Annotated in this window: 24 protein-coding genes; 10 read left to right on the top strand and 14 right to left on the bottom strand. The window is 74.7% G+C overall.

The genetic code is table 11. The features are described from left to right. Window positions 1–94: 94 nt before the first annotated feature. Window positions 95–589 carry a GNAT family N-acetyltransferase gene (locus H505_RS0105760; RefSeq protein ID WP_026401224.1) on the top strand — a complete coding sequence of 165 codons (495 nt, stop codon included), beginning with the start codon at window positions 95–97 and terminating at the stop codon, window positions 587–589. A 12-nt stretch (window positions 590–601) separates the two neighbouring features. Here the strand turns inward: H505_RS0105760 and bsaP are convergent, their stop codons facing one another. From bsaP to H505_RS0105800, 7 genes are all read right to left on the bottom strand, one after another. Then, a complete protein-coding gene (bsaP, locus tag H505_RS40000) occupies window positions 602–829 on the bottom strand; it encodes a biotin synthase auxiliary protein BsaP (RefSeq protein WP_034516838.1) in 228 nt (75 codons plus the stop codon). Between the two features lie 6 nt (window positions 830–835). Next, window positions 836–2,185 carry an acetyl-CoA carboxylase biotin carboxylase subunit gene (locus H505_RS0105770; protein ID WP_026401225.1) on the bottom strand — a complete coding sequence of 450 codons (1,350 nt, stop codon included), beginning with the start codon at window positions 2,183–2,185 and terminating at the stop codon, window positions 836–838. A 116-nt stretch (window positions 2,186–2,301) separates the two neighbouring features. Continuing rightward, window positions 2,302–3,651: an HD-GYP domain-containing protein gene (locus tag H505_RS0105775; protein WP_034516840.1), complete on the bottom strand. Its 1,350-nt coding sequence runs from the start codon at window positions 3,649–3,651 to the stop codon at window positions 2,302–2,304. 22 nt (window positions 3,652–3,673) lie between these two features. Further along, complete coding sequence (locus tag H505_RS0105780; RefSeq protein WP_026401227.1) at window positions 3,674–5,020, bottom strand: HD-GYP domain-containing protein; 1,347 nt, start codon at window positions 5,018–5,020, stop codon at window positions 3,674–3,676. Between the two features lie 606 nt (window positions 5,021–5,626). Then, entirely contained in the window at window positions 5,627–6,532 is a 906-nt protein-coding gene (locus H505_RS0105790) for an NAD-dependent epimerase/dehydratase family protein (RefSeq protein ID WP_034516841.1), read from the bottom strand. Window positions 6,533–6,644: 112 nt separating this feature from the next. Beyond that, window positions 6,645–6,950 (bottom strand): mycothiol system anti-sigma-R factor, encoded by a 306-nt coding sequence (gene rsrA / locus H505_RS0105795; protein WP_026401229.1) that lies wholly within the window; start codon window positions 6,948–6,950, stop codon window positions 6,645–6,647. Between the two features lie 89 nt (window positions 6,951–7,039). Then, on the bottom strand, window positions 7,040–7,645 hold the full coding sequence (locus H505_RS0105800) for a sigma-70 family RNA polymerase sigma factor (protein WP_026401230.1): 606 nt from the start codon (window positions 7,643–7,645) through the stop codon (window positions 7,040–7,042). Between the two features lie 354 nt (window positions 7,646–7,999). Here H505_RS0105800 and H505_RS0105805 point away from each other — a divergent pair, with 354 nt between their 5' ends. Further along, on the top strand, window positions 8,000–8,794 hold the full coding sequence (locus H505_RS0105805; RefSeq protein WP_026401231.1) for a class I SAM-dependent methyltransferase: 795 nt from the start codon (window positions 8,000–8,002) through the stop codon (window positions 8,792–8,794). Between the two features lie 6 nt (window positions 8,795–8,800). Here the strand turns inward: H505_RS0105805 and H505_RS0105810 are convergent, their stop codons facing one another. Continuing rightward, window positions 8,801–9,562 carry an SOS response-associated peptidase gene (locus H505_RS0105810; RefSeq protein WP_026401232.1) on the bottom strand — a complete coding sequence of 254 codons (762 nt, stop codon included), beginning with the start codon at window positions 9,560–9,562 and terminating at the stop codon, window positions 8,801–8,803. A 51-nt stretch (window positions 9,563–9,613) separates the two neighbouring features. Between H505_RS0105810 and H505_RS48490 the strand changes: the two genes are divergently transcribed. The 5 genes from H505_RS48490 (at window position 9,614) to H505_RS40015 (ending at window position 16,415) form a co-directional block, all read left to right on the top strand. After that, window positions 9,614–10,630, top strand: a complete 1,017-nt coding sequence (locus H505_RS48490) for a DoxX family protein (protein ID WP_064743497.1) — start codon at window positions 9,614–9,616, stop codon at window positions 10,628–10,630. 119 nt (window positions 10,631–10,749) lie between these two features. Then, window positions 10,750–12,033 (top strand): 3-phosphoshikimate 1-carboxyvinyltransferase, encoded by a 1,284-nt coding sequence (gene aroA, locus H505_RS0105820; RefSeq protein ID WP_026401233.1) that lies wholly within the window; start codon window positions 10,750–10,752, stop codon window positions 12,031–12,033. A gap of 57 nt (window positions 12,034–12,090) precedes the next feature. Next, entirely contained in the window at window positions 12,091–13,068 is a 978-nt protein-coding gene (gene rsgA, locus H505_RS0105825) for a ribosome small subunit-dependent GTPase A (RefSeq protein WP_211238400.1), read from the top strand. 39 nt (window positions 13,069–13,107) lie between these two features. Beyond that, window positions 13,108–14,790: a serine/threonine-protein kinase gene (locus H505_RS52285; protein ID WP_084549898.1), complete on the top strand. Its 1,683-nt coding sequence runs from the start codon at window positions 13,108–13,110 to the stop codon at window positions 14,788–14,790. A 107-nt stretch (window positions 14,791–14,897) separates the two neighbouring features. Next, a complete protein-coding gene (locus H505_RS40015; RefSeq protein WP_051300293.1) occupies window positions 14,898–16,415 on the top strand; it encodes a serine/threonine-protein kinase in 1,518 nt (505 codons plus the stop codon). A gap of 6 nt (window positions 16,416–16,421) precedes the next feature. Here H505_RS40015 and H505_RS0105840 read toward each other — a convergent pair whose 3' ends face one another. Continuing rightward, a complete protein-coding gene (locus H505_RS0105840; protein WP_026401235.1) occupies window positions 16,422–17,303 on the bottom strand; it encodes a hypothetical protein in 882 nt (293 codons plus the stop codon). Between the two features lie 136 nt (window positions 17,304–17,439). On the opposite strand from H505_RS0105840, the gene hisN reads away from it, so the two are divergent. Both hisN and H505_RS0105850 read left to right on the top strand, forming a co-directional pair. Then, a complete protein-coding gene (hisN, locus tag H505_RS0105845) occupies window positions 17,440–18,243 on the top strand; it encodes a histidinol-phosphatase (RefSeq protein ID WP_026401236.1) in 804 nt (267 codons plus the stop codon). A gap of 114 nt (window positions 18,244–18,357) precedes the next feature. After that, window positions 18,358–18,549 (top strand): hypothetical protein, encoded by a 192-nt coding sequence (locus tag H505_RS0105850; protein WP_026401237.1) that lies wholly within the window; start codon window positions 18,358–18,360, stop codon window positions 18,547–18,549. A 43-nt stretch (window positions 18,550–18,592) separates the two neighbouring features. Here H505_RS0105850 and H505_RS0105855 read toward each other — a convergent pair whose 3' ends face one another. Beyond that, a complete protein-coding gene (locus H505_RS0105855; protein ID WP_026401238.1) occupies window positions 18,593–20,056 on the bottom strand; it encodes a carboxylesterase/lipase family protein in 1,464 nt (487 codons plus the stop codon). Window positions 20,057–20,129: 73 nt separating this feature from the next. Continuing rightward, complete coding sequence (locus H505_RS0105860; protein ID WP_084549900.1) at window positions 20,130–20,801, bottom strand: TetR/AcrR family transcriptional regulator; 672 nt, start codon at window positions 20,799–20,801, stop codon at window positions 20,130–20,132. 104 nt (window positions 20,802–20,905) lie between these two features. On the opposite strand from H505_RS0105860, the gene H505_RS40020 reads away from it, so the two are divergent. Beyond that, window positions 20,906–21,799: an oxygenase MpaB family protein gene (locus H505_RS40020; protein ID WP_051300295.1), complete on the top strand. Its 894-nt coding sequence runs from the start codon at window positions 20,906–20,908 to the stop codon at window positions 21,797–21,799. Here H505_RS40020 and H505_RS0105870 read toward each other — a convergent pair. From H505_RS0105870 to H505_RS40025, 3 genes are all read right to left on the bottom strand, one after another. After that, complete coding sequence (locus H505_RS0105870) at window positions 21,769–22,578, bottom strand: SDR family oxidoreductase (RefSeq protein ID WP_211238401.1); 810 nt, start codon at window positions 22,576–22,578, stop codon at window positions 21,769–21,771. The genes H505_RS40020 and H505_RS0105870 overlap by 31 nt on opposite strands. Then, a complete protein-coding gene (locus tag H505_RS0105875) occupies window positions 22,575–23,930 on the bottom strand; it encodes a cytochrome P450 (protein ID WP_026401241.1) in 1,356 nt (451 codons plus the stop codon). The genes H505_RS0105870 and H505_RS0105875 overlap by 4 nt, the downstream gene beginning before the upstream one ends. Before the next feature lie 98 nt (window positions 23,931–24,028). Next, window positions 24,029–26,968 carry an AMP-binding protein gene (locus H505_RS40025; protein WP_245592455.1) on the bottom strand — a complete coding sequence of 980 codons (2,940 nt, stop codon included), beginning with the start codon at window positions 26,966–26,968 and terminating at the stop codon, window positions 24,029–24,031. Window positions 26,969–26,994 lie beyond the last annotated feature (26 nt).

Here is a 26,994-nt window from a genome sequence, read left to right on the forward strand (position 1 = left end):
TAACGACTATGTCCGAAACGTCCTTTCGCGCGGCTAATCTGGGCTCGGCCCCGTCCGTCCCGGCGGGGCGCGAACCGGACCCGGAGGTGCATCGGTGCCCGAACCCGCGATCGTCCGGACGGCCCGCCCGGACGAGTACGAGCTGATCGGCGCACTGACCGTCGAGGTGTACGTGGACAGCGGGCTGGTGTCGCCGGACTCGTCGTACGCGGCGACGCTGGCCGACGCCGCCGACCGCGCCGCCAAGACCGAGCTGCTGGTCGCCGAGGTCGGCGGCGAGGTCGTGGGCGCCGTCGCGTACTGCCCGCCCGCCAGCCCGTACGCCGAGCTGGCCGCGCCGGACGAGGCCGAGTTCCGCATGCTGGCCGTCCTGGCGAAGGCGCGCGGCGCGGGCGCGGGACGCGCGCTGGTGACGGCCTGCGTCGACCGCGCGCGCACCGCGGGGCTGCGCGGGCTGCGGCTGTCGACGCAGCCGAACATGGCCGACGCGCACCGCCTCTACGACCGGATGGGCTTCGCCCGCACCCCCGACCGCGACTGGTCGCCCGTCCCCGGCCTGCGGCTCCTCACCTACGCCATGACCTGGTGACGGGGCGGCCCGTCAGGCGCGCGCGGCGGCGTCCTCGCCGGGCTCGGCGCCGGGAGCGCCGCCGGACAGGTCGCCGTGCCGGGAGCAGCGCGCCGTCCAGCCGAGCGGGGTGACCTGCACGACCATCCGGCGGCGGCAGCGGACGCAGTAGCGGGGCGGCTCCATCCGCCGGGCGGCGCGGCAGACCGCGTGGTCGCCCCGGTCGGCGGGCTCGCCGCAGCGGTCGCAGTACGTCTCCACGGTGGGCTACCGTACCGGCGCGTCGGCGCGCATGCGCGACACGAGTCCCGTGTCGTAGGAGCCGTCCGCGAACTCGGGGCGGCGGAGCAGCTCCGCGTGGAACGGCAGGTTGGTCGGGAGCCCCTCGATGCGGAACGCGTCCACGGCGGCCCGCGCGCGGCTCAGCGCGTGCGCGCGGTCGTCGCCGTGCACGCACAGCTTCGCCAGCAGCGGGTCGTAGTGGGCGGTGACCTTGTTGCCCTCGGCGTACCCGGCGTCGATGCGGATGCCGTCGCCGACGGGCTCCTCCCACACCTTGATGCGGCCGCGCGCGGGCAGGAAGCGCTCGGGGTCCTCGGCGTAGACGCGGAACTCGATGGCGTGGCCGCGGGGCGCCGCGAAGGCGTCCGGGACGGGCTCGCCGGCGGCGATCAGGAACTGCATCTCGACGAGGTCGACGCCGGTGACCATCTCGGTGACCGGGTGCTCGACCTGGAGGCGGGCGCTCATCTCCAGGAAGTGGCACTCCTGCGCGGCGGGGTCGACGAGGAACTCGACGGTGCCCGCGCCGCGGTAGCCGACGGCCTCCCCGGCCCGGACGGCGGCGGCCAGCAGGCGCTCGCGGAGCTCCGGGCCGACGCCGGGCGACGGCGACTCCTCGACGAGCTTCTGGTGGCGGCGCTGCACGGAGCAGTCGCGGTCGCCGAGCGCGACGACCGTCCCGTCGGGCAGGCCGAGGATCTGCACGTCGACGTGCCGGGCGTGCGGCACGAAGCGTTCGAGGAGGATGTCGGCGCGGCCGAAGATGCGTTCGCCGCGGGCCCGGGCGGTCTCGTAGGCGCGGCGCAGGGCCGCCTCGTCGTGCGCGGCGCTCATCCCGATGCCGTTGCCGCCCGCGGCGGGCTTGACCATGACGGGGTAGCCGATGCGCTCGGCCTCCTCGGCGGCGGTGTCGGCGTCCGGGACCGGCTCCCACACGCCGGGCACGACGGGGACGCCCGCCTCCTTCACCAGGTTCCGGCCGTTGATCTTGTCGCCGAGCCGGGCGATGGCGAGCGGCGGCGCGCCGACCCAGACGAGGTCGCGGGCGGCGACCTGCCGGGCGAAGTCGGCGTTCTCCGCGAGGAACCCGTAGCCGGGGTGGACGGCCTGGGCGTTCGTCCGCCGCGCCGCCTCGATGATCGCGGGCGCGTTGAGGTAGCTGCGGGCGGCGTCGGCGGGGCCGATGAGGATCGCCTCGTCGGCCTCGGAGACGAACGGCAGGTCGGCGTCGGCCTGCGAGTACACCGCGATGGCCTTGAGGCCCATCGCGCGTGCGGTGTGGATGATCCGGCTGGCGATCTCTCCCCGGTTCGCCACGAGCACGGACTCGAACACCTGCGGACTCCTTCGGGGGACGGCGGACCGGGCGGCCCGTCCCGGCCGACACTAGCGGCCGCGGCGGTGCGCGTCCGACCGCGCGGGTGACAAATACCGGGCCCCAGTTTTGTCGATCACGGCCGGGTGCGGCGGTCCACGACGCGGCTGAGCGCCTCGACGACCGTCGGATCGTACTCGGCGGCGGAGTCGAGCCGCAGTCGTTCCAGGACGGCCGCGCCGCGGTCGCGGTCGGGCGACTCGCCGACCAGGTCGTCATAGGCGTTGGCGACCTTGATGATGCGGCTGGCCAGGGGCGGCGCGACGGGGCGGTCGGCGTCGTCGGCGCCCGCGTCGGACGCGTCGTCGGCGGGGCGGCCCGTCCGGTAGGGGTGCGAGGACAGCCGGACGATGTGCGCGACGCGGTCGAGGACGCCGGTCTCCTTGATGACCTCGGCGCCGAGTTCGGCGATGCGGCGCTGCTCGGCGGGGGACGCGAGGACGGTGGCGCCGCCGGGGATCGGGTCGCCGAGGGACAGCTGCCCGATGTCGTGCATGAGCGCCGCGTACTCCAGTTCGAGGAGTTCGGCCTCGGCCATGCCGAGTTCGCGGCCCATCGCGACGGCGAACGCGGCGACGCGGCGGGAGTGCCCGGTCTCGACGTAGCCGCCGACCTCGGTGACGCGCGACAGGGCGCGGACGGTCTGCAGGTAGGTGGCGCGGACGCCCGCGTACCGGCGGAACGCGAACTGGGTGACCAGGATCGGCACCGTGAAGATCAGCAGCGCGGCCTGCCCCATCGCGGTGGTGGAGACGGCGATGAGCATGGCGGTGGCGCTGGTCGCCGCGCACAGCGCCATCTTCGCGCCGATCTCGTCGCGCAGCGCGATGCCGAACCGGGTGCGGACGGCCTCGGCGCGGATCAGCGCGGCGATCACCACGTCGGTGAAGCAGGACGCGATGACGACCAGGCCCATCGCGGCGAGCAGCAGGTACCAGGCGAGGCCGAGGTCCAGGAGCGGGCGGAAGCACAGCGCGACGATCGAGACGGTGAACAGCCGCCGCGCCATCGCGTCCGGGCGGGGGGTGCGGCCGACGGCGATGTGCGGCAGCGAGCCGATCAGCATGCCGGCGGCGGTGACGGCCACGACCTGGAGCGGCGAGTGGACGGCGGGGACGACGCCGAGCGGCGCGTCCGCCGGGGCGCCCTCGGGGCCGGCGCCGACGAGCAGCGCGTAGCCGATGGCGCCGGCGGTGGCGATGGGCGCCATCTCCCGGTTGCCGGGCATCACCATGCGGAACAGCTCGCCGAGCGCGATGAGGACGCCGAAGATGACCGCGAGGTCGGGCTGGACGAGCCCGACGGCGGCGACCTGGGTGATCGCGACGACGACGAACAGCCCGGCCGTGGCGATGAGCAGGAGCTGGCCGGAGTCGATGGACTGCCACGCGGCCCGTTCCCGGGCGCGGATCTGGGTGCTGGTCACGCTTGCTTTCCCGCCGGGTCGGTCACTTGCGCACTTCGTCCCCGGCGACGCGCAGCGGCGTGCTCGGGTCGTCGTGGTCCTGCCGGGTGGTCTCGGCGACGTCGTCGTCGGGCGGCGTCATGGGCTCGGGCGGCTCCCAGCCCTCCCGGTCGAGGGCGCGCAGGAACGCCTCGACCATGACGGGGTCGAAGTGGTCGCCCATCCCGCGCCGGAGTTCCTCGACGCCCTCGTCGACGCTGCGGGCGGCGCGGTAGGAGCGGGTGGAGGTCATGGAGTCGAAGGCGTCCGCGACGGAGATCACGCGGGCGAACTCGGGGATCTCGTCGCCGGCGAGGCCCATCGGGTAGCCGCGCCCGTTCATCTTCTCGTGGTGGTGCATGATCCCGGCGAGGGCCTCGTCCAGGAAGCCGATCTCGCGGACGATCTCCAGCCCGCGCATCGGGTGGAGCTGGATCGCGGCGAACTCCTCGGCGGTGAGGGAGCCGTTCTTCTGCAGGACCTTGGTGGGGACGCCGAGTTTGCCGACGTCGTGCAGCATCCCCGCGTAGCGGATGGCCTCGACCCGGTCGGGCCGCATCCCGATCTCCTTGGCGATCATCACGGAGCCGCGGGAGACGCGTTCGGAGTGGCCGCGGGTGTAGTAGTCCTTCGTCTCGACGGCCTGGCAGAGCGACGCGAGCGTGGCGGCGTGCGCTTGGTGCTGGTCGTGCGCCTGCTCCATCGCCCAGCGGGCGATGAACAGCGGCAGCAGCACCAGGACGGCGGCGAGCGGCCCGACCCGCGGCCACAGCCCGGCGATGAGCAGGCCGAACATGCCGTAGGCGAGGCAGCCGACGGCGAGCTGGCCGCTGTCGCGGACCAGCTCGCGGGGGGCGGCCTGGCGGCTGAGCAGCAGCACCCCGGCGGTGAGCGCCATGTTCACCAGGACGAACGCGACGAGCGCGCCGAGGAACGGTCCGATGACGTTCTCGACCCAGCGGGCCTGCTCGGGGCGGAAGCGGTCACCGCCGAGCAGTTCGAAGACGGTTCCGGCGATGAAGCCGCTGAGCGCGAACTGGGCGCCGTTGAACAGCCGCTTCTCCGGGGCGAAGATCCGCTGGCCGGTGACGACGGCGCAGCAGCCGAGCAGCGCCGCGCCGGCGGGGCCGAGCAGGACCACCGACGCGAGGCTGGCGGCGAAGCTCATCGAGACGCGCGCGCGTTCGACGTTCAGTCGGGCCGGTGCGGAGTCGCAGACGAGGAAGAGCACGGCCAGGACGGCCAGCTTCTTCCAGTCCAGCTCCGCGAAGGACGACGTCGCGATGAGGCCGGCCGCGAGGACGACCACACCGCACACGTACGCCCAGGCAGCGAGAGGTAGTCCACGCATTGCCGCCCCCTCGGGGATGACGAATGGGCGGGCCGCCGCCGGGATCGCTCGTGCCTGCCGGCACTAGACCCAGGACACGCCCTTGGGCATCATCAGCGACGACGCCGTGGCGCTCGAGTGCCGGGCCGTCCGGACAGGCATCTCGCGATGCAGCATGACTCCTTGCCTCCCCCCGCGGAAATCCGGAACGCCGGTGCACGACCGGCGGGCCGGGACTCTGACGACCCCGACCTCCGGGCGAGCACATACCCCGAATTCCCGGGTGCGCACCGTGCTCCCGTCGCTGAATTCGGCACAAGCCTAACGCGAACTGCCCAGGTCACACAGGCATGCAGGGAATCGTGAGCAAAGTGTGAACCAACCGTCACCTAAAGTGATCATTTTTCGGCCGTAAAACACGCAACGTATGCGCACCGACCTTATGCACGACCTCAATGCACGTGCAGAAGGCAAACAGTAAACTAAACAACCAGAAACAGCGACGGAAAGGGATGGGCCGGTCATTCAGCGGCGTTCGGCGCCGCATACGGCATCACGGGCGGTTCCCGGACGCTTCCGCACACGAGGCATTCCCGCCCCCCGGCCCGCCCCACCGGACGTCCCGCTTCAGCGGCGCTCGCGGGCCCACGCGACCGTCTCGGCGAGCCCGTCGGACAGCGACACCTGCGGCGTCCAGCCGAGCGCCCCCCGGGTCGGCCCCGGGTCGATCGCCATGGCGGGGAGGTCGCCGAGCCGGGGCGGCGCGAACTTGGGCTCGTCCGGGGCCCCCGCCGCCGCGGCGACGAGCGTGTGCAGCTCGCGGTCGGTGGTCTGCAGCCCGGTGCCCACGTTGAGCCGCCGCCCGCCGCCGCGCTCGTCCACCGCGCGGGCGAACGCGTCCACGACGTCCAGGACGTACACGTAGTCGCGGGTCTGCGTACCGTCGCCGTACACCTTCGTCGGGCGCCCGTCGAGCAGCGCGTCCGTGAAGATCGAGACGACGCCCGCCTCGCCCTCGGGGGTCTGCCGGGGCCCGTACACGTTCGCGAGCGTGAGCGTGGTGAAGTCGACGCCGTGCAGCGCCCGGTACGTCTGCGCGTAGACCTCTCCCGCCACCTTCGACGCGGCGTACGGCGACGCGGGCCGCAGTTCGGCGTCCGGCGGGACGGGCAGCGCGTCCGGCACGCCGTACACGGCGCAGCTGGACGTGAAGACGATCTTGCGGCCGCCCGCCGCCCGCAGCGCCTCCAGGACGTTCGCGGTGCCGAGCACGTTCGTGCGGGCGTCGCCCAGCGGTTCGGCGACGCTGGCCCGCACGCTGACCTGCGCGGCCAGGTGGCAGACGACCTCGGGTCGGCGCGCGGCGGTCCGCTCGACGAGCGCCGGGTCGGCGACGTCCAGCTCCCAGAACTCGGTGTCGGGGCGGACGTTCGCGCCGGACGACAGGTCGTCCACGCCGACGACCTCGTGGCCGTCGGCGAGGAGCCGGTCGACGAGATGGGAACCGATGAAGCCGGCCGCGCCGGTGACCATTACGAGCACGGGAAAACGATAACCCGCGGCGCCCGGAGGGGCCCGTCGGACGGCCCGACCAGGCGGTTCGCCCTGGAACGTCCGCTCGGGCGGCTCGGTCAGGCGGTCTCGGTCAGGCGGTCTCGGTCTCGGCGCGTTCGGCGCCGGGGTCGGCGCCCTTGATCTCGCCGCAGATCTGCTCGATGCGGCCGAGGACCTTGCTGCGCAGGTCCTCCGGCGCGGGTTCGCAGCCGCAGGATTTGTTCACCAGCTTCTTCACGGCCTCTTCGAGGCCGTACTCGCGCAGGCAGGGCCCGCACTCGTCGAGATGCTGGCGGACCTCGCCGCAGCCGCCCTGGTCCAGTTCGCCGTCGAGGTACGTGTAGACCCGGGCCAGGACCTCGTCGCAAGGGGTGTCATGGTGGTCGCCACAGCTCATGGCTCACTCACCCTTCTCGCTCACCGCGCGGCGTCGGCCCGCGGTGCTCGGCATGTCACTCCACTCCCGGCGGCGGACGGGCGAGCGGTTCATGACCGCCCCCCGTTCGCCCGCGTGAGGCCGCGCTCCTGAGCGTAGTCCTCGAGCATGCCGCGCAGCTGGCGCCGGCCCCGGTGCAGCCGCGACATCACCGTGCCGATGGGCGTGCCCATGATCTCGGCGATCTCCTTGTAGGCGAATCCCTCGACGTCGGCGAGGTAGACGGCGATCCGGAACTCCTCCGGCAGGTCCTGCAGCGCCCGCTTCACGTCGGAGTCGGGCAGGTGCTCCAGCGCCTCGGCCTCGGCGGACTTCAGCCCGCTGGAGGTGTGCGACTCGGCGCGTGCGAGCTGCCAGTCCTCGATCTCCTCGGTGGCCGACTGCTGGGGCTGGCGCTGCTTCTTGCGGTAGGAGTTGATGAACGTATTGGTCAGGATGCGGTAGAGCCACGCCTTGAGGTTCGTGCCCTCCTTGAACTGGTGGAAGGACGCGAACGCCTTGGCGAACGTCTCCTGCACGAGATCCTCGGCGTCCGCCGGGTTGCGCGTCATGCGCAGCGCGGCGGAGTACAGCTGGTCCAAGAACGGGAGCACATCGCGCTGGAAGCGCTCCTGGCGCTGCTCCACGGTCTCCGTGGTGCCCGGTACCTGACCCACCCCCTCGTCTGCGGCGACACCGGCCGTGTCGTCCCCGCTAGACGATATCGGGCCGCGCAACCTCAGCGCGCCCCTGGGTGCCGGTGCCTTGCCGAGGGGCGATACCCCGGCACCGCGCGGGTAATCGGCAACGGCCGTGGTCATGGAACCCCCACCTTCGGCTGTACTCGTTCGTCTCACGCTTATGAGACGGTGCAACGCCGGGACGTCCCCGTCGATTCCCGCGATCCCGATCACGGTCGCGGCCCGGGGGGAGGGCTCTTCGCGGAGTGTCCTGCACGGAGGGTGATGACCGGGCCCGGACGGGGAAGAAGTGACTTATATGGCGAGAACAGGAGCAAAACGGTGCTACCGGTGCCGGCAGGACCTCCCGAGCCCACCATCGCCAGTCTGCGCGATCCCTCCGGCGACGGAGCAGGGGACTCTCTGGAGCGCTACTGGACCTTCTACTGGGCGGTGGCCGATGCCCAGCTGACGCGGTGGCTGCCCCGCGCCCCGTCCCGGGTCATGGACCTGTCGGGCGGGGACGGCCGGTGCGCCGGGCTCGCGGCCGGCGCGGGGCACTCGGTGCTGGAGGTCCGCGACCCGCTGCTGGACCGGGCCGCCCCGGACGGCGGCGCCCCCGCGTCCGGGAACGGGCGCGGGGCGGCGACCGTCCCGGTGCTCGGCGACTCGGGGACGCTCGACTTCCTCGACGACGCGTCCGTGGACGCCGTCGTCGCGGAGAACCGCGTCCTGTCGCGGCATCTGGCGACCGAGGCGACGGTCGGCGAGATCGCCCGCGTGCTGCGCCCGGGCGGCCGCGTCCTGCTGTGCGTCGACTCGCTCACGCTCGGCATGGCGCTGCTCGCCGAGCGCAACTACTGGGCGCACCTGTCGGACGTGCCGAGCGCGGAGGTCGTCCTGGTGCCGTGGCCGGACGGGACGATCACGCGGTGCTTCGGCACCGAGCAGCTCCGCGAGCTGCTCGGCGGCGCGGGCCTGGAGGTCGAGTGGGTCAGGCCGCGGACGGTGCTGTCGCCCTCGACGGTCGAGCACGTCCTCGGGCGCTCGCCGCGGGCGCTGGACCGGCTGGTGCGGACCGAGCTGAACGCGCCCCCGGGCGACGAGTCCGGGATCCACCTGCTGGCGAGCGCCGTCCGGCCGTGACCGGCGTCAGAACAGGGCGTCCGGCGGGCCGGCGGGGTCGTCGGACTCCGGCCGGACGAGGTCGGGCCCGTTGTTCTTGACGTTGTTGACCGCCTTCGACACCGGGTAGGCGTCCATCGTCCCGGCCATGGCGGGCACGAGCAGCCCCCGGACGCGGTCGGGTTCGGTGAGGGACGGGTCGAGCCAGGCGTCCCAGCGGTCCGGTTCGACGACCATCGGCATGCGGTCGTGGATGCGGCCGAGGTCGTCGGGCGCGTCGGTGGTGATGACCGTGCAGGTCCAGAGCCACTCGTCCTCGGGCGTCTTCCACAGCTCGTACAGGCCGGCCATGGCCATGATCCCGCCGTCCTTGGGGCGGATGAAGAACGGCTGCTTCTGCGGCCGCTTCTTCTTCTCCGCCTCCTCGCTCTGCTGGACGTACCACTCGAAGTAGCCGTCGGCGGGCAGCAGGCAGCGGCGCCTCGCGAACGCGCGGCGGTAGGACGGCTTCTCGTGCACCGTCTCGGCCCGCGCGTTGATCATCCGGTTGCCGATGGCGGGGTCCTTCGCCCAGGACGGGACGAGGCCCCAGCGGACGGTCCGGAGCTGCCGGACGGGCGCGGCCTCCTCGGGCGCGTCCTTCGGGGCCCGGTCGAGGATCACCGGGACCTGCTTCGTCGGGGCGACGTTGTAGTCGGGTTCGAGATCGCCTTCGACGGCGTCGACCTGCGCGCGGAACTCGTCGAGCAGTTCCTGGCGGGCCCGGGAGGTGGCATATCGACCGCACATGGCTCCATCCTGCCGCGCTTGAGGCGCGACGTGTTGGGCATGTAGCGCTGCATGCGACCGTTCACGACTCTGGCCCGCCCGTTCGTGGCGGCCCCTTTCATCATGACCGGCCTGGACGCGATGCGGGACCCGCGGGAGCGCGCCGAGCGGGTCGGACCGGCCGCCAAGCCGGTGACGGACCGGCTCGAGTGGCTGCCGAAGGACCCCGAGGCCCTCGTGCGGATGCAGGGCGCGCTCAGCGTCGGCACCGGCGCCCTCCTGCTGACCGGCCGGTTCCGCCGGCTGACGGCGCTGCTGCTCGCCGCGCAGGTCGTCCCGGCGCTGGCGACCGAGCACCGCTACTGGACCGAGGACGACCCGGACGCCCGGGCGAACGAGCGCGCGCACCTGCTGAAGAACGCGGGGCTGTTCGGCGCGCTGCTGATGGTGGCGGCCGAACCCCGCCGGGCTCCCCGGCTGGCGGAGGTGCGGCGCGCCGCCCGGGAGACGCAGGCCAAGCGCGGCGCGGAGGCGCGGGCGCTGCGCCGCGAGGCCGCGACGACGCTGCGGGACGCGCGCCGCGAGGCGGCCCGCCAGGTCGCGATCGCCCGCGCGGAGAGCGGGAAGAAGGCCGCGAAGCAGACCGCCAAGACCGCGAAGACGGCGAAGGCGGCGAAGGCGGGCAGGGCGGCCAAGGCCGGCGTCGCCTTCCGCGCCGGGAAGAGCGCCGGCAAGGGCGCGGGCATCGTGCAGAGCGCGAAGAGCGCGACCAAGGGCGCCGGCAAGAGCGCCAAGGGCATGACGAAGGGCATGTCGAAGGGCATGACCAAGGGCATGGGGAAGGGCGCCCGCAAGGGCGGCAAGAGCGCCCGGATCATCGGCATGGGCCCGTTCAAGGCCGTCGCCAAGGGCGCGGGCAGGAACGGCACCGGCCCCCTCCAGGCCCGGGTGCAGCAGGGCAAGCAGGCGGGACGCGCGGTCAAGGCCGGAACCGGCGCGCAGGCGCAGCGGGCGATGAAGGCGGGCCAGACGGTCCGGACCGGCACCGCCGCCCAGGCCGGCAAGGTCCTCCACGCCGTCAAACGCTGACGCCCACCCCCTCCGGCCGGGCGGCCGCGGGCGCGGGCCGCGCGCGGCGCCGGCGGCCTCCCGCGGCGGGGAGGGCGGTCCACCGCCCGCCTGCGGGGGCGACGCAATAAACTCGTCGCATGTCCTCCTCTTCTCCGCATTGGCTCGCGCCGGTCGCCGACGGGCCCGTGGACGCCACCGTGGCGTTGCCCGGGTCGAAGTCGATGACCAACCGGGCGCTGGTCCTGGCCGCGCTGGCCGATGAGCCGGTGTGCATCCACCGCCCCCTCCACAGCCGCGACACCGAGCTGATGGCGGACGCGCTGCGCGCGCTGGGGACCGGCATCGGGGAGGACTTCGACGACTGGCAGGTCCTCCCGGGCGAGCTGGCCGGGCCGGCGCGGGCCGACGTGGGCCTCGCGGGCACGGTGATGCGGTTCCTGCCACCGGTGGCGGCGCTCGCGCGCGGCGAGGTGGCGATCGACGGCGACCCGCGCGCCCGGGAGCGGCCGATGGGCCCGATCATCGAGGCGCTGCGGGCGCTCGGCGCGGAGATCGACGACGGCGGGCGCGGCGCGCTGCCGTTCACGGTCCGCGGGACGGGCGCGGTGGCGGGCGGCGCGGTGACGATCGACGCGTCCGGGTCGTCGCAGCTGGTGTCGGGGCTGCTGCTGGCGGCGCCCCGGTTCGGCAAGGGCGTGGAGGTGCGGCACGAGGGGCCGCCGGTCCCGTCGGCGCCGCACCTGGCGATGACCGTCCAGATGCTGCGCGCGGCGGGCGCGACGGTGGAGACCGGCGAGAACGTGTGGCGGGTGGCGCCGGGCCCGCTGCAGGGCGGCGAGTGGGTCATCGAGCCCGACCTGTCGAACGCGGCGCAGTTCCTGGGCGCGGCGCTCGTCGCGGGCGGGCGCGTCACCGTCCCGGACTGGCCGGACGCGACGACGCAGCCGGGCGACGCGCTGCGCGGGCTGCTCGCGCGGATGGGCGCCGAGGTGTCGCTCGGCCCGGACGGGCTGACGGTGCGGGGCCCGGGCGCCGGGGAGTACGCGGGGCTGGAGGCCGATCTGCACGAGGTCGGCGAGCTGACGCCCGTCCTGGCGGCGCTGGCGGCACTGGCCGGGTCGCCGTCGCGGCTGACCGGCATCGCGCACCTGCGGGGGCACGAGACCGACCGGCTGGCGGCCCTAGTCGCCGAGCTGAACCGGCTGGGCGGCGACGCCCGGGAGCTGCCGGACGGGCTGGAGATCCGGCCGCGGCCGCTGCACGGCGGCGTGTTCCGCACCTACGACGACCACCGGATGGTGATGGCCGCGGCGGTGCTCGGGCTGGCCGTCCCCGGCGTCGAGGTGGAGAATCCGGGCACGGTCGGCAAGACGATGCCGGACTTCACCGGGCTGTGGGCGTCGCTGCGGGCGTCCGCCTGAGGACGAGAGGGCGGGACGCTGGCACGACGACGCGAATACGACGAGGACGACGTCCGGGTGCGGCCCGGGCGGCGGGGGTCGCGGCCGCGCACCCGCCGCCGTCCGGCGCACGAGGGCGCCAGCCCGGCGCTGGTGATCGCGGTGGACCGGGGCCGCTACCGCTGCCTGGCCGACCCGGGCACCGGCGACGAGCGGGCCGTGACCGCGATGCGCGCCCGCGAGCTCGGGCGCAAGGGCGTGGTGGTGGGCGACCGGGTGGCGCTGGTCGGTGACGTGTCGGGCGACACCGACACGCTGGCCCGCATCGTCCGGGTGGAGCCGCGGACGTCGGCGCTGCGCCGCACCGCCGACGACACCGACCCGTTCGAGCGGATCGTCGTCGCCAACGCCGACCGGCTGGTCATCGTGACGGCGCTGGCGGACCCGGAGCCGCGGCCCCGGATGATCGACCGGCAGCTCGTCGCGGCCTACGACGCGGGCATGGACCCGCTGCTGTGCCTGACCAAGGCCGACCTCGCCGACCCGTCCGGGCTGATCGCCGAGTACGCCCCGCTGGGCTTCCCGTGCGTGGCGACGCGGCTGGCCGGGGCCGACGACGGCGACCTGAGCGAGCTGCGCCGGCACCTGTCCGGACGGACGAGCGTGCTGGTCGGGCACTCGGGGGTCGGGAAGTCGACGCTGGTGAACGCGCTGGTCCCGGACGCCGAGCGCGCGGTCGGGAACGTCAACGCGGTCACCGGGCGGGGCCGGCACACGTCGTCGTCGGCGATCGCGCTGGAGCTGCCCGGCGGGGACGGCTGGATCATCGACACCCCGGGCGTGCGGAGCTTCGGGCTCGCGCACGTCGACCCGGCGAACGTGATCCACGCGTTCGAGGACCTCGCGGAGGGCGCGGCGGAGCGCTGCCCGCCGCAGTGCGACCACTTCCAGGACGACTGCGGGCTGGACGGCTGGGTCGCCGAGGGGCGCGCGGGCCGGGCCCGCCTCGACTCGCTGCGCCGGCTGCTCGCCAGCCGCGAGGGCGAAGCGGAATAGCCGTCCGGTCCGGGGCGGGACGTCGGTATCGTCCTCCCCATGCGCCAAGTGATCGCCGACCGGTACGAGCCGGTGGAGCTGCTCGGCCGCGGCGGGATGGGCGCGGTGTGGCGGGCCCGCGACCGCGTGCTGGACCGCGAGGTCGCCATCAAGGAGGTCACGCCGCCCGCGGGCCTGGACGACGAGCAGACCGGCCGGATGTACACGCGGACGTTCCGGGAGGCCAGGTCGGCGGCGCGGCTCGACCATCCCGGGATCGTCACCGTGTACGACGTCGTGGAGGAGGACGGCCGCCCCTGGATCGTCATGCAGCTCGTCCGGGCGAAGTCGCTCGACGCGATCGTGAAGGGCGAGGGTCCGCTGCCGCCGGAGCGGGTCGCGGCGCTCGGCCTCGACCTCCTCGACGCGCTGCGGACGGCGCACGCGGCGGGGGTCGTGCACCGCGACGTGAAGCCGGGCAACGTGCTGCTGCCGCCGAACCGGGCGGTGCTGACCGACTTCGGCATCGCGACGGTGGCGGGCGACGAGACGATCACGCAGACGGGGGCGATCATCGGTTCCCCGGCGTACCTCGCGCCCGAGCAGGCCCGCCGGCAGAAGGCGTCCCCGGCCTCGGACCTGTGGTCGCTGGGCGCGACGCTCTACGCGGCCGTCGAGGGCCGGTCCCCGTACCAGCGTCCGGACGTGTGGGGCGTGATGAGCGCGCTGCTGTCGGAGGAGCCCGATCCGCCGCGGCGGGCCGGGCCGCTCGCGCCCGTCCTGCGCGGCCTGCTGCGCCGCGATCCGGACGAGCGGATCGGGCACGACGAGGCGGAGCGGCTGCTGCGGCAGGCCGCGGCCGGGACGCCGGCGCCGTTCGCGCCGCCGGAGTCCGCGCCCGTCCCCGCTCCCCCGCCGCACCTGACGGCCGCCCCCGGTGCGATGCCCCCGGGCGAGGCGCCGACGTACCCGCCGCGGCGGCCCGGCACCGCACCTCCCGGTTCCGCGCCTCCCGGTTCCGCGCCTCCCGGCACCGCACCTCCCGGTTCCGTCCCTCCCGGCACCGTCCCTTCCGCCGCCGGCGAACGGACGGGCGGGGAGCGGCGCGGCAGGCGGTGGGCGCTGATCCTGCCGATCGGGGTGTTCGCGGTCCTGCTGGCCGCCGGAGTGCTTTCGGCCGCCGTCTTCCTGTCGGAGCGCGACGGGAACCGCGAGCCGTCGGGGCAGGCGGGTTCGTCGGGTTCGGCGGGCGCGGGCACGCCGGGGAGCGGAACCGCCGCATCTGCGGGCGCCGGCGTCCCCGCCGGATACGAGCCGTACCAGGGGGCGGGGTTCGCGGCGGCGGTGCCCAAGGGCTGGAAGGCGGAGCAGTCCGGCGACGACGTGACGTTCACCGATCCGGCCGCGGACAGCAAGCGCGGCATCGTCATCCAGCGGATCGCCGAGAACGCCGCCGACCTGGGCGGCGCCCTCGCCAGCGCGGCGAAGGAGTTCGAGAACGATCCGTCGTACCAGGACTACCGGCAGGTGGACTTCAAGAGGGGCCTCTCCTACCAGGGGGACGACGCGGCGGATCTGGAGTTCACGTTCACGCAGAACGGCACCGCCGGGCGCTGCCGCGTGCGCGTGTTCCGTTTCGACGATGCCGTCTACCAGGCCATTCTGGTGAGCCGCGCGGAAGGCTGGGACCAGAGCGTCCCGTATTACACGACGTTCCTGAAGACGCTCCGCGCGACGTCCTGACAAGGTAGTTCGCCACATCTCGGGCGGCCGGTTCCGGTCTCGGCGGTTCCTCGGGCAGGCCATGACCGGCCAGTCCGCGGCGGGAAAATCCGCTTACCGTCATTGATATGACCCACGTCGTCGCCGGACGGTACGAGCTGGTGGAGCCGCTCGGCCGGAACGGGACCGGCCCCGTCTGGCGCGCCCGCGACCTCGTCCTCGACCGGGAGGTCGCGGTCCAGGAGGTCTCCCTCCCGGAGCGGCTCGGCCCCGACCGGATCCGGGCGGCGCACGCCCGCGTGGCCAGGGAGGCGGGGGCGGCGGCGCGGCTCGACCATCCCGGTCTCGTCACCGTGCACGACGTCGTCGAGGAGGGCGGCCGCCCGTGGGTCGCGGCGCGGCTCGTCCGGGCCGGGTCGCTCGCCGCGCTCATCGAGCGGGACGGGCCGCTGCCGCCGGAGCGGGCCGCGGCGCTCGGCCTCGACCTCCTCGGCGCCCTCCGCGCCGCGCACGCCGCGGGCCTCGTGCACCGCGACGTCGAACCGGGCACCGTCCTGATCGAGGCCGGGCGCCCCGTCCTCGCCGCCCTCGGCACCGCGCCGGACGCGGCGGACGAGCGCGCCGCGCCGCCCGGCGCGCTCGCCTGCCCGGCGCCCGAGCGGGCCGCCGGGCATCCGGCCACCGCGGCGTCCGACCTGTGGGAGCTCGGCGCGACGCTGTTCGCGGCGGTCGAGGGGCACCCGCCGTACCCGCGGGCGGCCGCGGCGTCCACGGAGCCGGCGGCGACGCGGCTCGCGGGCCCGCTCGCGCCCGTCCTGCACGGCCTGCTGCGCCGGGCCCCGGAGCAGCGCGTCGGCCACGACGAGGCCGAGCGGCTGCTGCGGCAGGCCGCGGCGCCCGGCGCCGCGGCGTGGGCGGCGCCGGGCACGCCGCCGCCGTTCCCGCCCGCCCTGCCGCCGGCCGGGCCGACCCCGGCGGGCGAGCTCGGCTGGGGGCCCGGCACGCATCCGGGCGGGCCGCCGCCGCGCACGGGCCCGCGGTGGACGGTCATCGTCCCGGCCGCGGTCGTCGCGGTGGTGCTGGTCGTCGCCGCCGTCGCGGTCGCGGTCCTGCTCGGCCTGGACGACGACGCCGACCCCGGGGCGCCGATCGCCGGGGCGACGTCCGAGACCCCGGGCGCGGCGGCGCCGTCGAACCCGGCCGAATACCGGGAGCACCGCGGGGACGGCTTCGCGGCGAGCGTGCCGGCCGGCTGGGAGACCGCGCGCGACGGCGAGGAGGTGTCGTTCTCCGATCCCGCGGAGATCCGGAGCATCTCGCTCACGAAGATCGGCGCCGCCGAGGACCCCCTGGCGCCCACCGACGTCGCCGCCGCCCTCAGGAACGCCGCGGAGTCGTTCGCGAGCGACCCGGTGACCTATCCGGGGTACCGGGAGGAGCGGTTCACCGAGTTCGACTACATGGGCGACGACGCGGCCGAACTCCAGTTCACCTTCACCGCGGGCGGCGTCGAGGCGCGCATGCTGATGCGGCTGTTCCGGTTCGGCGACACGGTCCACAGCGCGATCCTCACCGCGGACCTGGGGCAGTGGGACGCGTCGCTCCCCCACTACGAGACGTTCCTGCGGACGCTCCGCGCCGAGTGACGCCCGTCAGGGCCGCTCGCTCCCCGCGGAGCCCTCGAAGAGGGCGCGGGCGCGTTCCTCGGCCTCGTTCAGCGCCTCGGCGTGCTCGGGGGCGAGGTCCTGGACGCAGCGGGTCATCTCCTCGGTGACGTGGCTGAACGCGGCCTCCTCGGCACCGCGCAGCGCCGCCCGGACGGTCGCGGAGCGGGCGCCGAGCGCGGCCCACTCGAGTTCGAGGCGGGCGACGGCCTCGTCGAACGCGCGCGCCGCCTCGGCGGCGGAGTCGGCCAGGTCGGCGGGGACCGGGCCGCGGCCGGCGCGGCGGGCGGAGCCGGACAGGGCGGAGATCCGCCCGGCGAGGTCGAGGCCCTCGCGGGCGAGGGGCAGCACGTCGTGGACGAGGGCGGTGACGGCCTTCGCCAGCTCCTCCACGCGGGTGAGCAGCGTCCGCGTCGCCTGCTCCAGCGCCCCGGACGTCCGCTCGGCGACCCGCTCGGCGGCCTCCCGCTGCCGTTCCGACAGGGTCGCGACGACGTCGCGGTCGAGGAGGCGGCGCAGGTCGCGCTCGCGGGCGGCGTGCGCCGCGCGTTCCGCGTCGCCGCCGGCGGGGCGGGCCCGTCCGGCCCGCTCCGCCCAGAGGCGTTCGATGCGCCGCTCCCCCGATCTGGCGATCTCGCCGGTGACCTCGTCGAGGGCCTCGCCGGCGCGCGCCTTCAGCCGTTCGACGCGGCCGTAGAGCGCCTCGCGCTTGAACGGGTCGTTCAGCTCGTTCAGCTGGGCCTGGAGCCTGCGGGACACGTCGATGGCGTGCTCGGCGAGGGGGACGAGCCGGTCGGCCAGCTCGTCCAGTGTCTGCGCCCGGCGCGGGTCGGTCAGTTCGGCCACCCAGCCGGGCAGGTCGTGGGACATGCGCCCATGCTGCCACCGGACGGGCCTTCCGGGCGGGCCGTCACGCCGACGGGCGGCCCGAAAAGCGGGAACGGCCCGGCGCGGGGCCCGCGGGGGTGTGTCGGGGCGCCCGCCGGTCGCGGTAGCGTGGCACGCCGTGGCGGGCTATTCCGATGACCTGCGTTTCGCGCACGTGCTGGCGGACCAGGCCGATGACATCACGACCAAGCGCTTCCGGGCGCTCGATCTCGACGTCGAGACGAAGCCGGACCTGACACCGGTGAGCGACGCCGACCGCGGCGTGGAGGAGCAGCTGCGCGCCACGCTCGGCCGGTCCCGGCCGCGCGACGCGATCCTCGGCGAGGAGTACGGGCGGACCGGCGGCGGGAACCGCTGCTGGGTCATCGACCCGATCGACGCGACGAAGAACTTCGTGCGGGGCGTCCCGGTGTGGGCGACGCTGATCGCGCTGATGGAGAACGACGAGGTCGTCGTCGGGGTCGTGTCGGCCCCCGCGCTGAACCGGCGCTGGTGGGCGGCGCGGGGCGGCGGCGCGTTCACCGGCCGGAGCCTGACCCGCGCGACCCCGATCAGCGTGTCGGCCGTCGGTGAGCTGTCGGACGCGTCGCTGTCGTTCTCGAGCCTGAGCGGCTGGGAGGAGGCGGGGCGGCTGAACCACTTCCTCGACCTGACGCGCGAGGTGTGGCGGACGCGGGCGTTCGGCGACTTCTGGTCGCACATGATGGTCGCCGAGGGGGCCGTCGACGTGTCGACGGAGCCGGAGGTGTCGCTGTGGGACCTCGCGGCGCTCCAGGTGATCGTCGAGGAGGCGGGCGGGATGTTCACCGACCTGTCCGGCGTGCCCGGCCCGGACGGCGGCAGCGTCGTGTGCACGAACGGGAAACTGCACGCGGACGTCCTGCGCACGCTGGGCGGCGGGCAGCTCTCCCTGCGCATCTAGCGGCGGAACCCGCCTCTTCCAGGGACTTTCCACCGGGCCACTCGCGACATATCGTGGAACGACGGTCGGCGCACGGCCGTTGTCCCGGTAGGGCGGCCCGTATCGGAGGTAGGCATGTCGACCCAGACCAAGATCGTGATCGGCGGTGTCGCCGTCGGCTTCCTCACGTTGTTCATCTTCCCGTGGTGGCTCACCGCGCTGATCATCCTCGGCGTGCTCGCCGCGCCGCTCGCGGGATACCTGATGCTCGACCCGTCCCAGCGCAAGCGGGTTCGGGCGCAGGGCCGCAAGCGGCTGAACGGCTGACCCGTCCGGCCGGGAGCCGACTCCCGGCCGGCGCGGGGCGGCGTCAGGCCCAGAGCTCGCGGTCGGCGCCGCGCGGGTCGCGGACGGTCGCGAACGCGTCCCCGTCGAAGACGCGCACGGCGCGGGCGTCCGCGTCGTACCGCTCCCAGCCGGGGTCGCCGTCCGCCGCGAACCGCACCCACGCGCGGTGCAGGGCGTCGGCGAGGGCCTGCGGCGGGTTCGGCCCGGCCAGTTCCGAGTCGGGCACCAGGTTGTCGAACACGAACCCGAGTTCGAGGGCGTGGCAGGCGCCGAGGTCGTGGTTCGGGGACCGCCAGCCGAACTCGTACATCCACGTCCGGCCGCCGTTCGCGGCGTGCCCGGCGGCGGCGCGGTGCGCCGGGACCCGGAACAGGCTGTCGGTGACGATGGCCGCCATCAGCTCGCCCGGGGCGAGCCCGGGGTACCGCTCCCGGTAGGCGGCGGCGACCGCGGGCGGCACGCCCATCCCGGCGGTGGCGGCGCCGACGAGGTCGTCGGTGAGGACGGCGGCGACGCCGGTCGGCATCAGGAACAGCCGGAACTCCTCGGCGGTGTAGCCGGTGAGCAGGTCGACGCCGCGGCCGGCGCCGGCCGCGATGGCGTCCTCGGGGCGCCGGGCGAGCAGCTCGCCGTCCAGGACGGGGGTGAGCGCCATCCCGCCGGCGGCGGTGGTGGCGCCCCAGCGGGCGGGGTCGGGCAGCGCGGACACCTCGCCGGAGACGGCGGCCTGCACGGGGACGATCGCGGCCGGGTCGAGCGCGGCGAACCCCTCGGCGGTCGGCTCGACGCCGAGGCGGGCCGCGATCTCCTTGGCGACGAGCAGCGCGTCGTCCGGGTCCTGCGCGATCTGCCCGGCGCCGCTCTGCGCGACCGCGCGGTGGAACAGCCCGAGGTCCAGGGAGAGCAGGGTGGTGACGCTCATCGCGCCCGCCGACTCGCCGAACACCGTGACGCGTCCGGGGTCGCCGCCGAACGCCGCGATGTTGTCGCGGACCCATTCGAGCGCGGCGATCTGGTCGCGCAGGCCCCGGTTGGCGGGGGCGCCCGGCAGGTACGCGAAGCCCTCGACGCCGAGCCGGTAGTTGATCGTCACGCAGACGACGCCGTCCCGCGCGAAGTTGCCGCCGTCGTAGGTCGGGACGGCGCCGGACCCGTTGACGAACGCGCCGCCGTGGATCCACACCATCACCGGCAGCCCGGACCCGCCCGGCTCGGGCGTCCAGACGTTGAGGTTGAGGCAGTCCTCGCCCGGGATCTCGGGGTCCGGGAGGAGGGTCTTGAACGGGCCCGCGTAACCGGGTTTCGGCGCGGTCGGGCCGTACGCGGTCGCGTCGCGGACGCCGTCCCACGGCGCGGGCGGGCGCGGCGCCCGGAAGCGGTCCGGGCCGAACGGCGGCGCGGCGTAGGGGATGCCGAGGAAGGCGGTGACGCCGTCCCGGGTGGTGCCGCGGACCCTGCCGTGCTGCGTGCGGACGACCGGCTCCATGTTCGCGCCTCCGGTTCTAGAACGATATTCGAACAACCGAAGACTAAGGGACGGCGCGGCGGTCGGCGAGCCCTTATCGGCGCAGCATGCGGGTCAGGTAGTCGCGGGCGAACGCGCGGATCTCGCCGTCCTCCTCCAGCGGCAGCCCGCCGCCCGGGACGAGCAGCAGCGAGGCGGCGAGCCGCACCAGCACCTCGGCGACCGCGTCGTGCTCGGCGGCGTCCGCCGGACGGGCGCGGCGGAGCCGCTCGGCGAGGACGTCGCGGGCCGCGACCAGGACCGCGCCGCCGTTCATGCCGAGCTGCGGCAGCAGGGTCTCGGGCTCGCTCTCCAGGACGCGCCGCATCAGCGGGTGCCGCCGGGCGCCCTGCAGGCCCGCGACGAACCCCTCGACGACGGCGTCCTCGGGCGTCGCGAGGCCCTCGGTGGCGCGGGCGATCGCGGTGAGGAACCGGCGCACCTCCCGCAGGATGACCGCCTGCAGCAGCCGGTCCTTGTTGGTGAACCGGCGGTAGATCGTGGTGCGCGCGACGCCCGCGCGCCGGGCGACGTCCTCGACGCTGACGCGGCGCAGCCCGTAGGTCTCGAACTCGGCGAGCGCGGCGTCCAGGATCCGGGCGTCCAGGTCGTCGGCGCCGCCCGGCTCGGGCGACGACAGCCGGGCGAGCAGCCCGCCGTCCGCCGCCGCGTCCGGGCCGCCGCGGGCCGCGTCCGCGCGGGCCGCATCCGTCGCATCGGTGGTCATGCCCGCACCCTAACCGCGGAGCGGCCCCGCCGGTGACCACCGGGAAGCAACAAAGCTACAATCTTCGTCATTCTGTTCCTCTCGCGTTCCCCCCGGCGGTGCACATGACGGACCCGGCCCCCTCCCCGCTCGGCCCCGGCTCGCTCACCTGGCGCTACTTCGGCGACACCCGCATGCTGCTCGTCGGCCCGCGCGCGGCCGTCCTGCAGAACATGCTGCCCGCGCTCGGCCAGGGCGTCCTCGACCACTCGGTCTTCTTCGCGGAGACGTTCGCGCGGCTCAAGCGGTCCGCCGGGCCGATCCTGGACACCGTCTACGGCGGGGAGCGCGCCGCCGCGACCGGACGCACGGTGCGCGACTACCACCGCGACATCAAGGGGACGATGCCGGACGGCTCGCGCTACCACGCCCTCGACCCCGAGACGTACTACTGGGCGCACGCCACCTTCCTCGACAACATGATCTACGGGATCGAGACGTTCGTCCGGCCCCTGTCGGAGGCGGAGAAGCGCCGGATCTACGAGGAGTCGAAGGTCTGGTTCCGGATGTACGGGGTCAGCGACCGGGCGATGCCGGACGACTGGGACGGCTTCCGGCGGTACTGGCGCCGGATGCTCGACGAGGAGATCGTCGCGCACAAGACCGCCAGGTACGGCGTCGGCTACGTGACCAAGGGGCTGCCGGCGCCGCCGCGCGTCCCGGCGCCGCTGTGGCGCGCGGTGTCGCCGCCGCTCGACGCGGTCGCCCGGTTCATCACGGTCGGCGGCATGCCGCCGCGGATGCGGGAGCTGCTGGACCTGCCGTGGAGCGCGGCGGACGAGCGCCGGCACCGGCGGTTCGCCGCGCTCGTCCGGAAGGGCAACGCGCTGTGGCCCCTGCTGCCGGAGTCCGTCCGGTACCTGCCGCAGGCCCGCCGCGCCTTCCGGGAGGCGCGGAAGGCGCGGCGGGATCCGCGGCGGGGCGGCGCTCAGGAGCCGGCGCGGATCCGGGCGTCGTAGCCCTTCCGGGCGGCCGGGTCGTATTCGAGGAAGATCCGGTCGAGCCCGTACCGGCGGGACACCGCCCGCCGGACCCGGTCCGGGAGCAGGGCGCCCAGCCGGGTCTGCGTCCCGAGCCGCTTCGGCACCACGACCTGCGGGCGGGGCCGCCCGATCAGCCCGACGATCGCGGCGGCGATCTCCTCGGGCTCGCAGTTGCGCATCCCCGTCGGGCTCGCCGTCCCGGCGACCAGCTCGGTGTTGGTGAAGGACGGCAGGACGGCGCTCACGTGCACGCCCCGGTCCCGCACCTCCAGCCGCGTCGCCTCGGTGAACGCGACGACGGCGGCCTTGCTCGCGTTGTAGAGCGCCAGCCCCGGCGTGTAGAGCAGGCCGGCCAGCGACGCGACGTTGACGACGTGGCCGCGCCCGCGCGGCAGCATCCGGTCGAGGGCGAGCTTGGTGCCGGTCATCACGCCGTGCACGTTGATGTCGAGGCAGCGGCGGGCGTCGTCCTCGCTCTCCTGCGTGACGGGCCCGATCGGCATGATCCCCGCGTTGTTGACCAGGACGTCGAGGGGCCCGGCCTCCGCTTCGGCCCGGTCGAGGAACGCCTCGAACGACGCGCGGGACGTGACGTCCACGACGAGCCCGGTGACGCCCAGGTCGTCCGCCGCCGCCCGCACCGCCGCCTCGTCGATGTCGCCGATGACGACGGTCGCGCCGCGCGCCTCGGCGGCGCGGGCGGTGGCGAGGCCGATGCCGCGCGCCGCCCCGGTGATCGCGATGACCTTGCTCACGGGGTCTCCCATCGTTCGAGGCGGACGGGCAGCCCGTCCTTGGGCGACGGCAGCGACGTGGTGTCGAGCGGCCACTCGTACCGCGCCGGGACGCTCCACCGGTACCGCTGCAGGATCTGGTGCAGGATCGTCTTCACCTGCATACCGGCGAAGTACAGCCCGATGCACTTGTGCGCGCCGCCGCCGAACGGCGCCCAGGCGTACTTGTGCGCCTTGTCCTCGCGGCGCTCCGGGGAGAAGCGCTCGGGGTCGAAGCGCTCCGGGTCGGTCCACCACTGCGGCATGCGGTGGTTGCTGAGCATCGGCACCACGACGACGGTCCCGGCGGGGACGTGGTAGCCGAGGACGGACGTGTCCTTGACGACCTTGCGGGGCAGCGCCGGGACGGGCGCGACCATCCGCAGCGACTCCTTCATCACCATGTCGATGCCGGTGAGGGCGTCGAGGTCCTCGTACCCGGGCCGCGGCTTGCCGAGGGCGAGCGACTCGTCGCGGAGCCGCTCCTGCCACTCGGGGTACTTCGCGAGGTAGTAGGCCATCGTGGTGAGCGTGATGGTGGTGGTGTCGTGCGCCGCCATCAGCGCGAAGATCATGTGGTTGACGACGTCCTCGTCGGTGAACCGGTGCCCGTCGTCGGTCTCGGCGTGGCACAGCGCGGCGAACAGGTCGTCCCCGCCGTCGCGGCGCTTGGCGGGCAGGTGCCGGTAGAAGAACTCCTCCAGCACCTTGCGGGCCCGCAGGCCCTTGTGCCAGCGCAGGCCGGGCACGGGGAAGCGCACGTAGGCCGTCCCGGCGCGGACGGCGTCGACGAACGCGCCGTTGACCCGGTCGCGTTCCGCGCGGTCCAGTTCGACGCCCATGAAGACGTCCACGGCGAGGTCGAGCGTGAGCTGCTTGACGTGGTCGTAGACCTTGAACTCCCGCCCCGGCGTCCACGCGTCGAGGCCCTGCACGATGCCGGGCTCCATCGCGTCCATGTAGGCGCGCAGCCGGGCCTTGGTGAACGCCTGCTGCATGATGCGGCGGTGGTGCAGGTGCTCCTCGAAGTCCAGGAGCATGATGCCGCGGTTGAAGAACGGGCCGATGAAGTAGCTCCAGGCGGGGCCGTTCGCGAAGGCCTTGTCCCGGTTGACCAGGACGACCTCCGCGGCTTCGGGGCCCTGCACCGTGCAGGTGCGCTGCCCGAGCAGCCAGCCCCAGGCGACCGGCCCGTACGCGTCGTAGCGCTTGCGCGCCTGCCCGATCGGGTCCCGCATCACGGCCAGCGTGTTGCCGATGTAGGGGATGCCGGGCACGCCCGGGACCGGTTTGAGGTCGCTGCCCTGGGGCGGCGGCGCGAGGACGCCCGTCATGGCACCTCCGGGGGGTTGCGCAACAAAAGGACGGAAAATGTTGCTTCGTTATCGGTTGCTTCGTTGTAACGCAGCGGACACCGGTAAGTCCAGACTTATCAGGGGTGACCTGCGACGCCCTCCGGCGCGCCGGCGCCGCCGGGTGGCCTGAGGAGCCGCCGGCGCGCGTACCGCGACAGCGGCCGGTAGCCGCCGCCCCGGTCGCGCGCGTACGCCCCGTCCCCGGCCTCCGGGACGCCCTCGTCCCGCAGCGGCCCGGTCTGCAGGCGCCGCCCGGCCGTCACCGGGATCTCGTCGACCACCCGCACCAGCGCGGGCCGCAGGCCCGGGTCCACCCGCAGCAGCGCCTCGGACAGGTCGACGGGCTTGAGGTCGGCGCCGTCCCGCAGCCGGACGGCCGCCGCGACGATCTCCGCGTCGCCCACCGGGATCCCGTAGACAGCGACGGCGTCGATGTACGGCAGGTCGCCGAGCGCGTCCCGGATCGGGCCGGGCGGGACGATGCCCTCGGCCGTCCGGATCAGTTCGGCGTCCCGCCCCAGCAGCCAGAAGTCGCCGTCGGCGTCGCGGGTGAACAGGTCCCCGGTGATGGACCAGGCGTCGTCCGGTTCGAACACGCCCCGCACCGGGCGGGACGCGTCGCCGAGCGCCGCGGGCCGCACCCGCGACAGCAGCATCCCGATCTCGTCCGGCGCGCACTCGATCGCGAGCCCGTCGGGCCCTTCGGCGAGCCGGCCCCGCTCCAGGTCGTAGCGGGCGAGCCGCACCTCGGCGCTGCCGGGCAGCGGGCGGCCCAGCGACCCCGGCTTCTTGCCGCTCAGGTTCACCAGCACCGACTCGCCCGCGGTGGACGCGTAGAACTCCAGCACCCGCGCGGGCGCGAACCGCTCCTCGACCCGCCGCCACAGGCCGCGCGGCATGCCCGAGCCGATGAACAGCCGGACGGCGTGGTGCCGTTCGGCCGGATCCGGCGGCGCGTTCACGAGGTCGCGCAGCAGCGTCCACGTGTACGACGCGACCGTCACCCCGTACCGGCGCGCCTCGTCCCAGAACGTCGCGGGGTCGTAGCCGCCCGCCAGCGCGAGCCGCGCGCCGCCCGCGACGGCGCCGCCGAGGCTCATCAGCAGCGCCGACGGGTGCTGGATCGGGGTGATGCTGTACACGGTGTCGGACGGCGACAGCGCGGCCGACGAGGCCGTGCCGAACGCCGACAGCGCCCACCGCCGGTTCGTGATCCGGCTGGCCCGCAGGTGCTCCCCGTCCCCGCTGAACACCACGAACGCGAGGTCGCCCGCCCGTCCGGGGTTCGGCCGGTACCAGGCGGGCGGCTTCATCGCGGCGACGTCGATGCGCTCCATGTCCGGCAGGACGTCGCGTCCCGCGCCGCGCGCGCCGCCCAGCAGGTGCGCCGGGACCCCCAGTTCCGCCGCGCGTACCGCGTGCTCCGGGTCGGCGATCACCCGGCCGACGCCGCCGAGCCGCGCCTCCGCCGCCGGGTCGCCGTCCGGGCGCAGCAGCACCGCCACCGCCCCCAGCCGGGACAGCGCCGCCACCAGCGCGAGCGCCGACGGCCGCGTCCCCATCAGCACGCCGACCGGGTCGCCCTGCCGCACCCCGATGTGGATCAGCCCGCGCACCACGGCGTCCACCCGCCGCTTGGCCGCCTCGTGGGTGTGCCCGCGCCCCTGGTAGACGAAGAAGACCTCGTCGGGCATCCGCGCGGCCTGCTCGTCCAGCAGCAGCCCCATCGACATGCGGGTGGCCGAGTGGATGCGCTCCAGCCGCGCGAGCCGCGGCAGGTTCTGCGCCGCCTCCCCCGCGAGCTGCCGGGTGCCGCCGACCGCCCGCGACACCGCCCGGACCGCCGACGTCGCCGCGCTCGTCCCGACGCCCATCGCGAGCTGCAGCCCGTACCCGGCGGCGCCGCCCGGCGGGCGCGGCGCGCGGACCTCCTCGCCGCCCGTGACGGGCACGACGGCCTCCGGGAGGTCGCCCCGCCCGTCCCGCCACCGCGCCCACGCGGCGACCGCGGGCCACGTCTGCTCGGTCGCGACCGTCCCGACGACCAGGCCGAAGTGCCCGGCGCGCAGGGACGTCTCGTACACCCGGGCGCGCGGCGCGGCCTTCCGGATGCCGCGCACCATCGGCGGCGCGGCGATCTCGTCGACCTCGCCCACGAACGTCAGCACGGGGCACGTGATGTCGGCGAGCGTGACGAGCCGGTCCCCGATGACGAACCCGCCGGTCAGCATCCGGTTGTGCTGGATGAACTGCCGCAGGAACTCCGCGAGCGCGGGCCCGGGCCACGACACCCAGCCCTCCCGCTCCAGGAACCGCCGCTGCCGCTCCCGGGGCGCCAGCCGCTCCCGGTCGTGGAGCTGCAGGATGAACTCGGCGCGCGACCGCACCGACTTCACCGGGCTGAGGAGCTGGAACCCGAGCCGCGTCACCCACCCGGGCACGGCGAACTCGCCCAGCACCCAGTCGGGGACCCGCTCCAGGCCCTCGACCGCCACCCGGCTCGGCACCCCGAACGGCAGCCCGACGCTCGTGTCGGACGGGCTGCCGAACGTGACGACCGACGCGACGCCGGCGCTGCGCCGGTACGCCGCCGCCTGGTAGACGAACATGCCGCCCTGCGAGTACCCCGCCAGGTGCACGTCCCGTCCGGTGGCCTCCCGGACCCGGTCGACGGCGTCGCTCACCGCGAGGACGTGGTCGGTGACCGTCCGCTCCAGCCCGCCCGGCTCCCGCTCCGGCGCGCCGAAGTCGACGACCCACGGGTCGGCGCCGAGCCGGCGCAGGACGCCCACCGCGCTCGACCGCGACGAGACGTCGTACACCTCCGCGGTGATCATCAGCGGCGGGACGAGCAGCACCGCCGGTCCGCCCCCCGCCTCCGGGAAGTAGTGCCGCAGCCGGTACACGCGCTGCTCGGTGACGACCTCGCTCGGGGAGGCGTCCTCATCGGTGTCGAACCCGCCGAAGCGGGCGACCTCCAGGGCGTTCTGCGCGGTGGACCCCAACCGGCGCAGCATTCCGGACACAGACGGCATCGTCGACC

Source organism: Actinomadura rifamycini DSM 43936 (assembly GCF_000425065.1).
Lineage (GTDB): Bacteria > Actinomycetota > Actinomycetes > Streptosporangiales > Streptosporangiaceae > Spirillospora > Spirillospora rifamycini.

Coding starts and splice junctions, on each gene's coding strand:
- H505_RS0105875 (WP_026401241.1), bottom strand. CDS start 23,930: ATGACGGGCGTCCTCGCGCCGCCGCCCCAGGGCAGCGACCTCAAACCG.
- H505_RS0105780 (WP_026401227.1), bottom strand. CDS start 5,020: ATGCGTGGACTACCTCTCGCTGCCTGGGCGTACGTGTGCGGTGTGGTC.
- H505_RS0105810 (WP_026401232.1), bottom strand. CDS start 9,562: ATGTGCGGTCGATATGCCACCTCCCGGGCCCGCCAGGAACTGCTCGAC.
- aroA (WP_026401233.1), top strand. CDS start 10,750: ATGTCCTCCTCTTCTCCGCATTGGCTCGCGCCGGTCGCCGACGGGCCC.
- rsrA (WP_026401229.1), bottom strand. CDS start 6,950: ATGAGCTGTGGCGACCACCATGACACCCCTTGCGACGAGGTCCTGGCC.
- H505_RS40015 (WP_051300293.1), top strand. CDS start 14,898: ATGACCCACGTCGTCGCCGGACGGTACGAGCTGGTGGAGCCGCTCGGC.
- H505_RS52285 (WP_084549898.1), top strand. CDS start 13,108: ATGCGCCAAGTGATCGCCGACCGGTACGAGCCGGTGGAGCTGCTCGGC.
- H505_RS40020 (WP_051300295.1), top strand. CDS start 20,906: ATGACGGACCCGGCCCCCTCCCCGCTCGGCCCCGGCTCGCTCACCTGG.
- H505_RS0105790 (WP_034516841.1), bottom strand. CDS start 6,532: ATGGTCACCGGCGCGGCCGGCTTCATCGGTTCCCATCTCGTCGACCGG.
- H505_RS0105855 (WP_026401238.1), bottom strand. CDS start 20,056: ATGGAGCCGGTCGTCCGCACGCAGCACGGCAGGGTCCGCGGCACCACC.
- H505_RS0105840 (WP_026401235.1), bottom strand. CDS start 17,303: ATGTCCCACGACCTGCCCGGCTGGGTGGCCGAACTGACCGACCCGCGC.
- H505_RS40025 (WP_245592455.1), bottom strand. CDS start 26,968: ATGCTGCGCCGGTTGGGGTCCACCGCGCAGAACGCCCTGGAGGTCGCC.
- H505_RS0105850 (WP_026401237.1), top strand. CDS start 18,358: ATGTCGACCCAGACCAAGATCGTGATCGGCGGTGTCGCCGTCGGCTTC.
- H505_RS0105860 (WP_084549900.1), bottom strand. CDS start 20,801: ATGACCACCGATGCGACGGATGCGGCCCGCGCGGACGCGGCCCGCGGC.
- H505_RS48490 (WP_064743497.1), top strand. CDS start 9,614: ATGCGACCGTTCACGACTCTGGCCCGCCCGTTCGTGGCGGCCCCTTTC.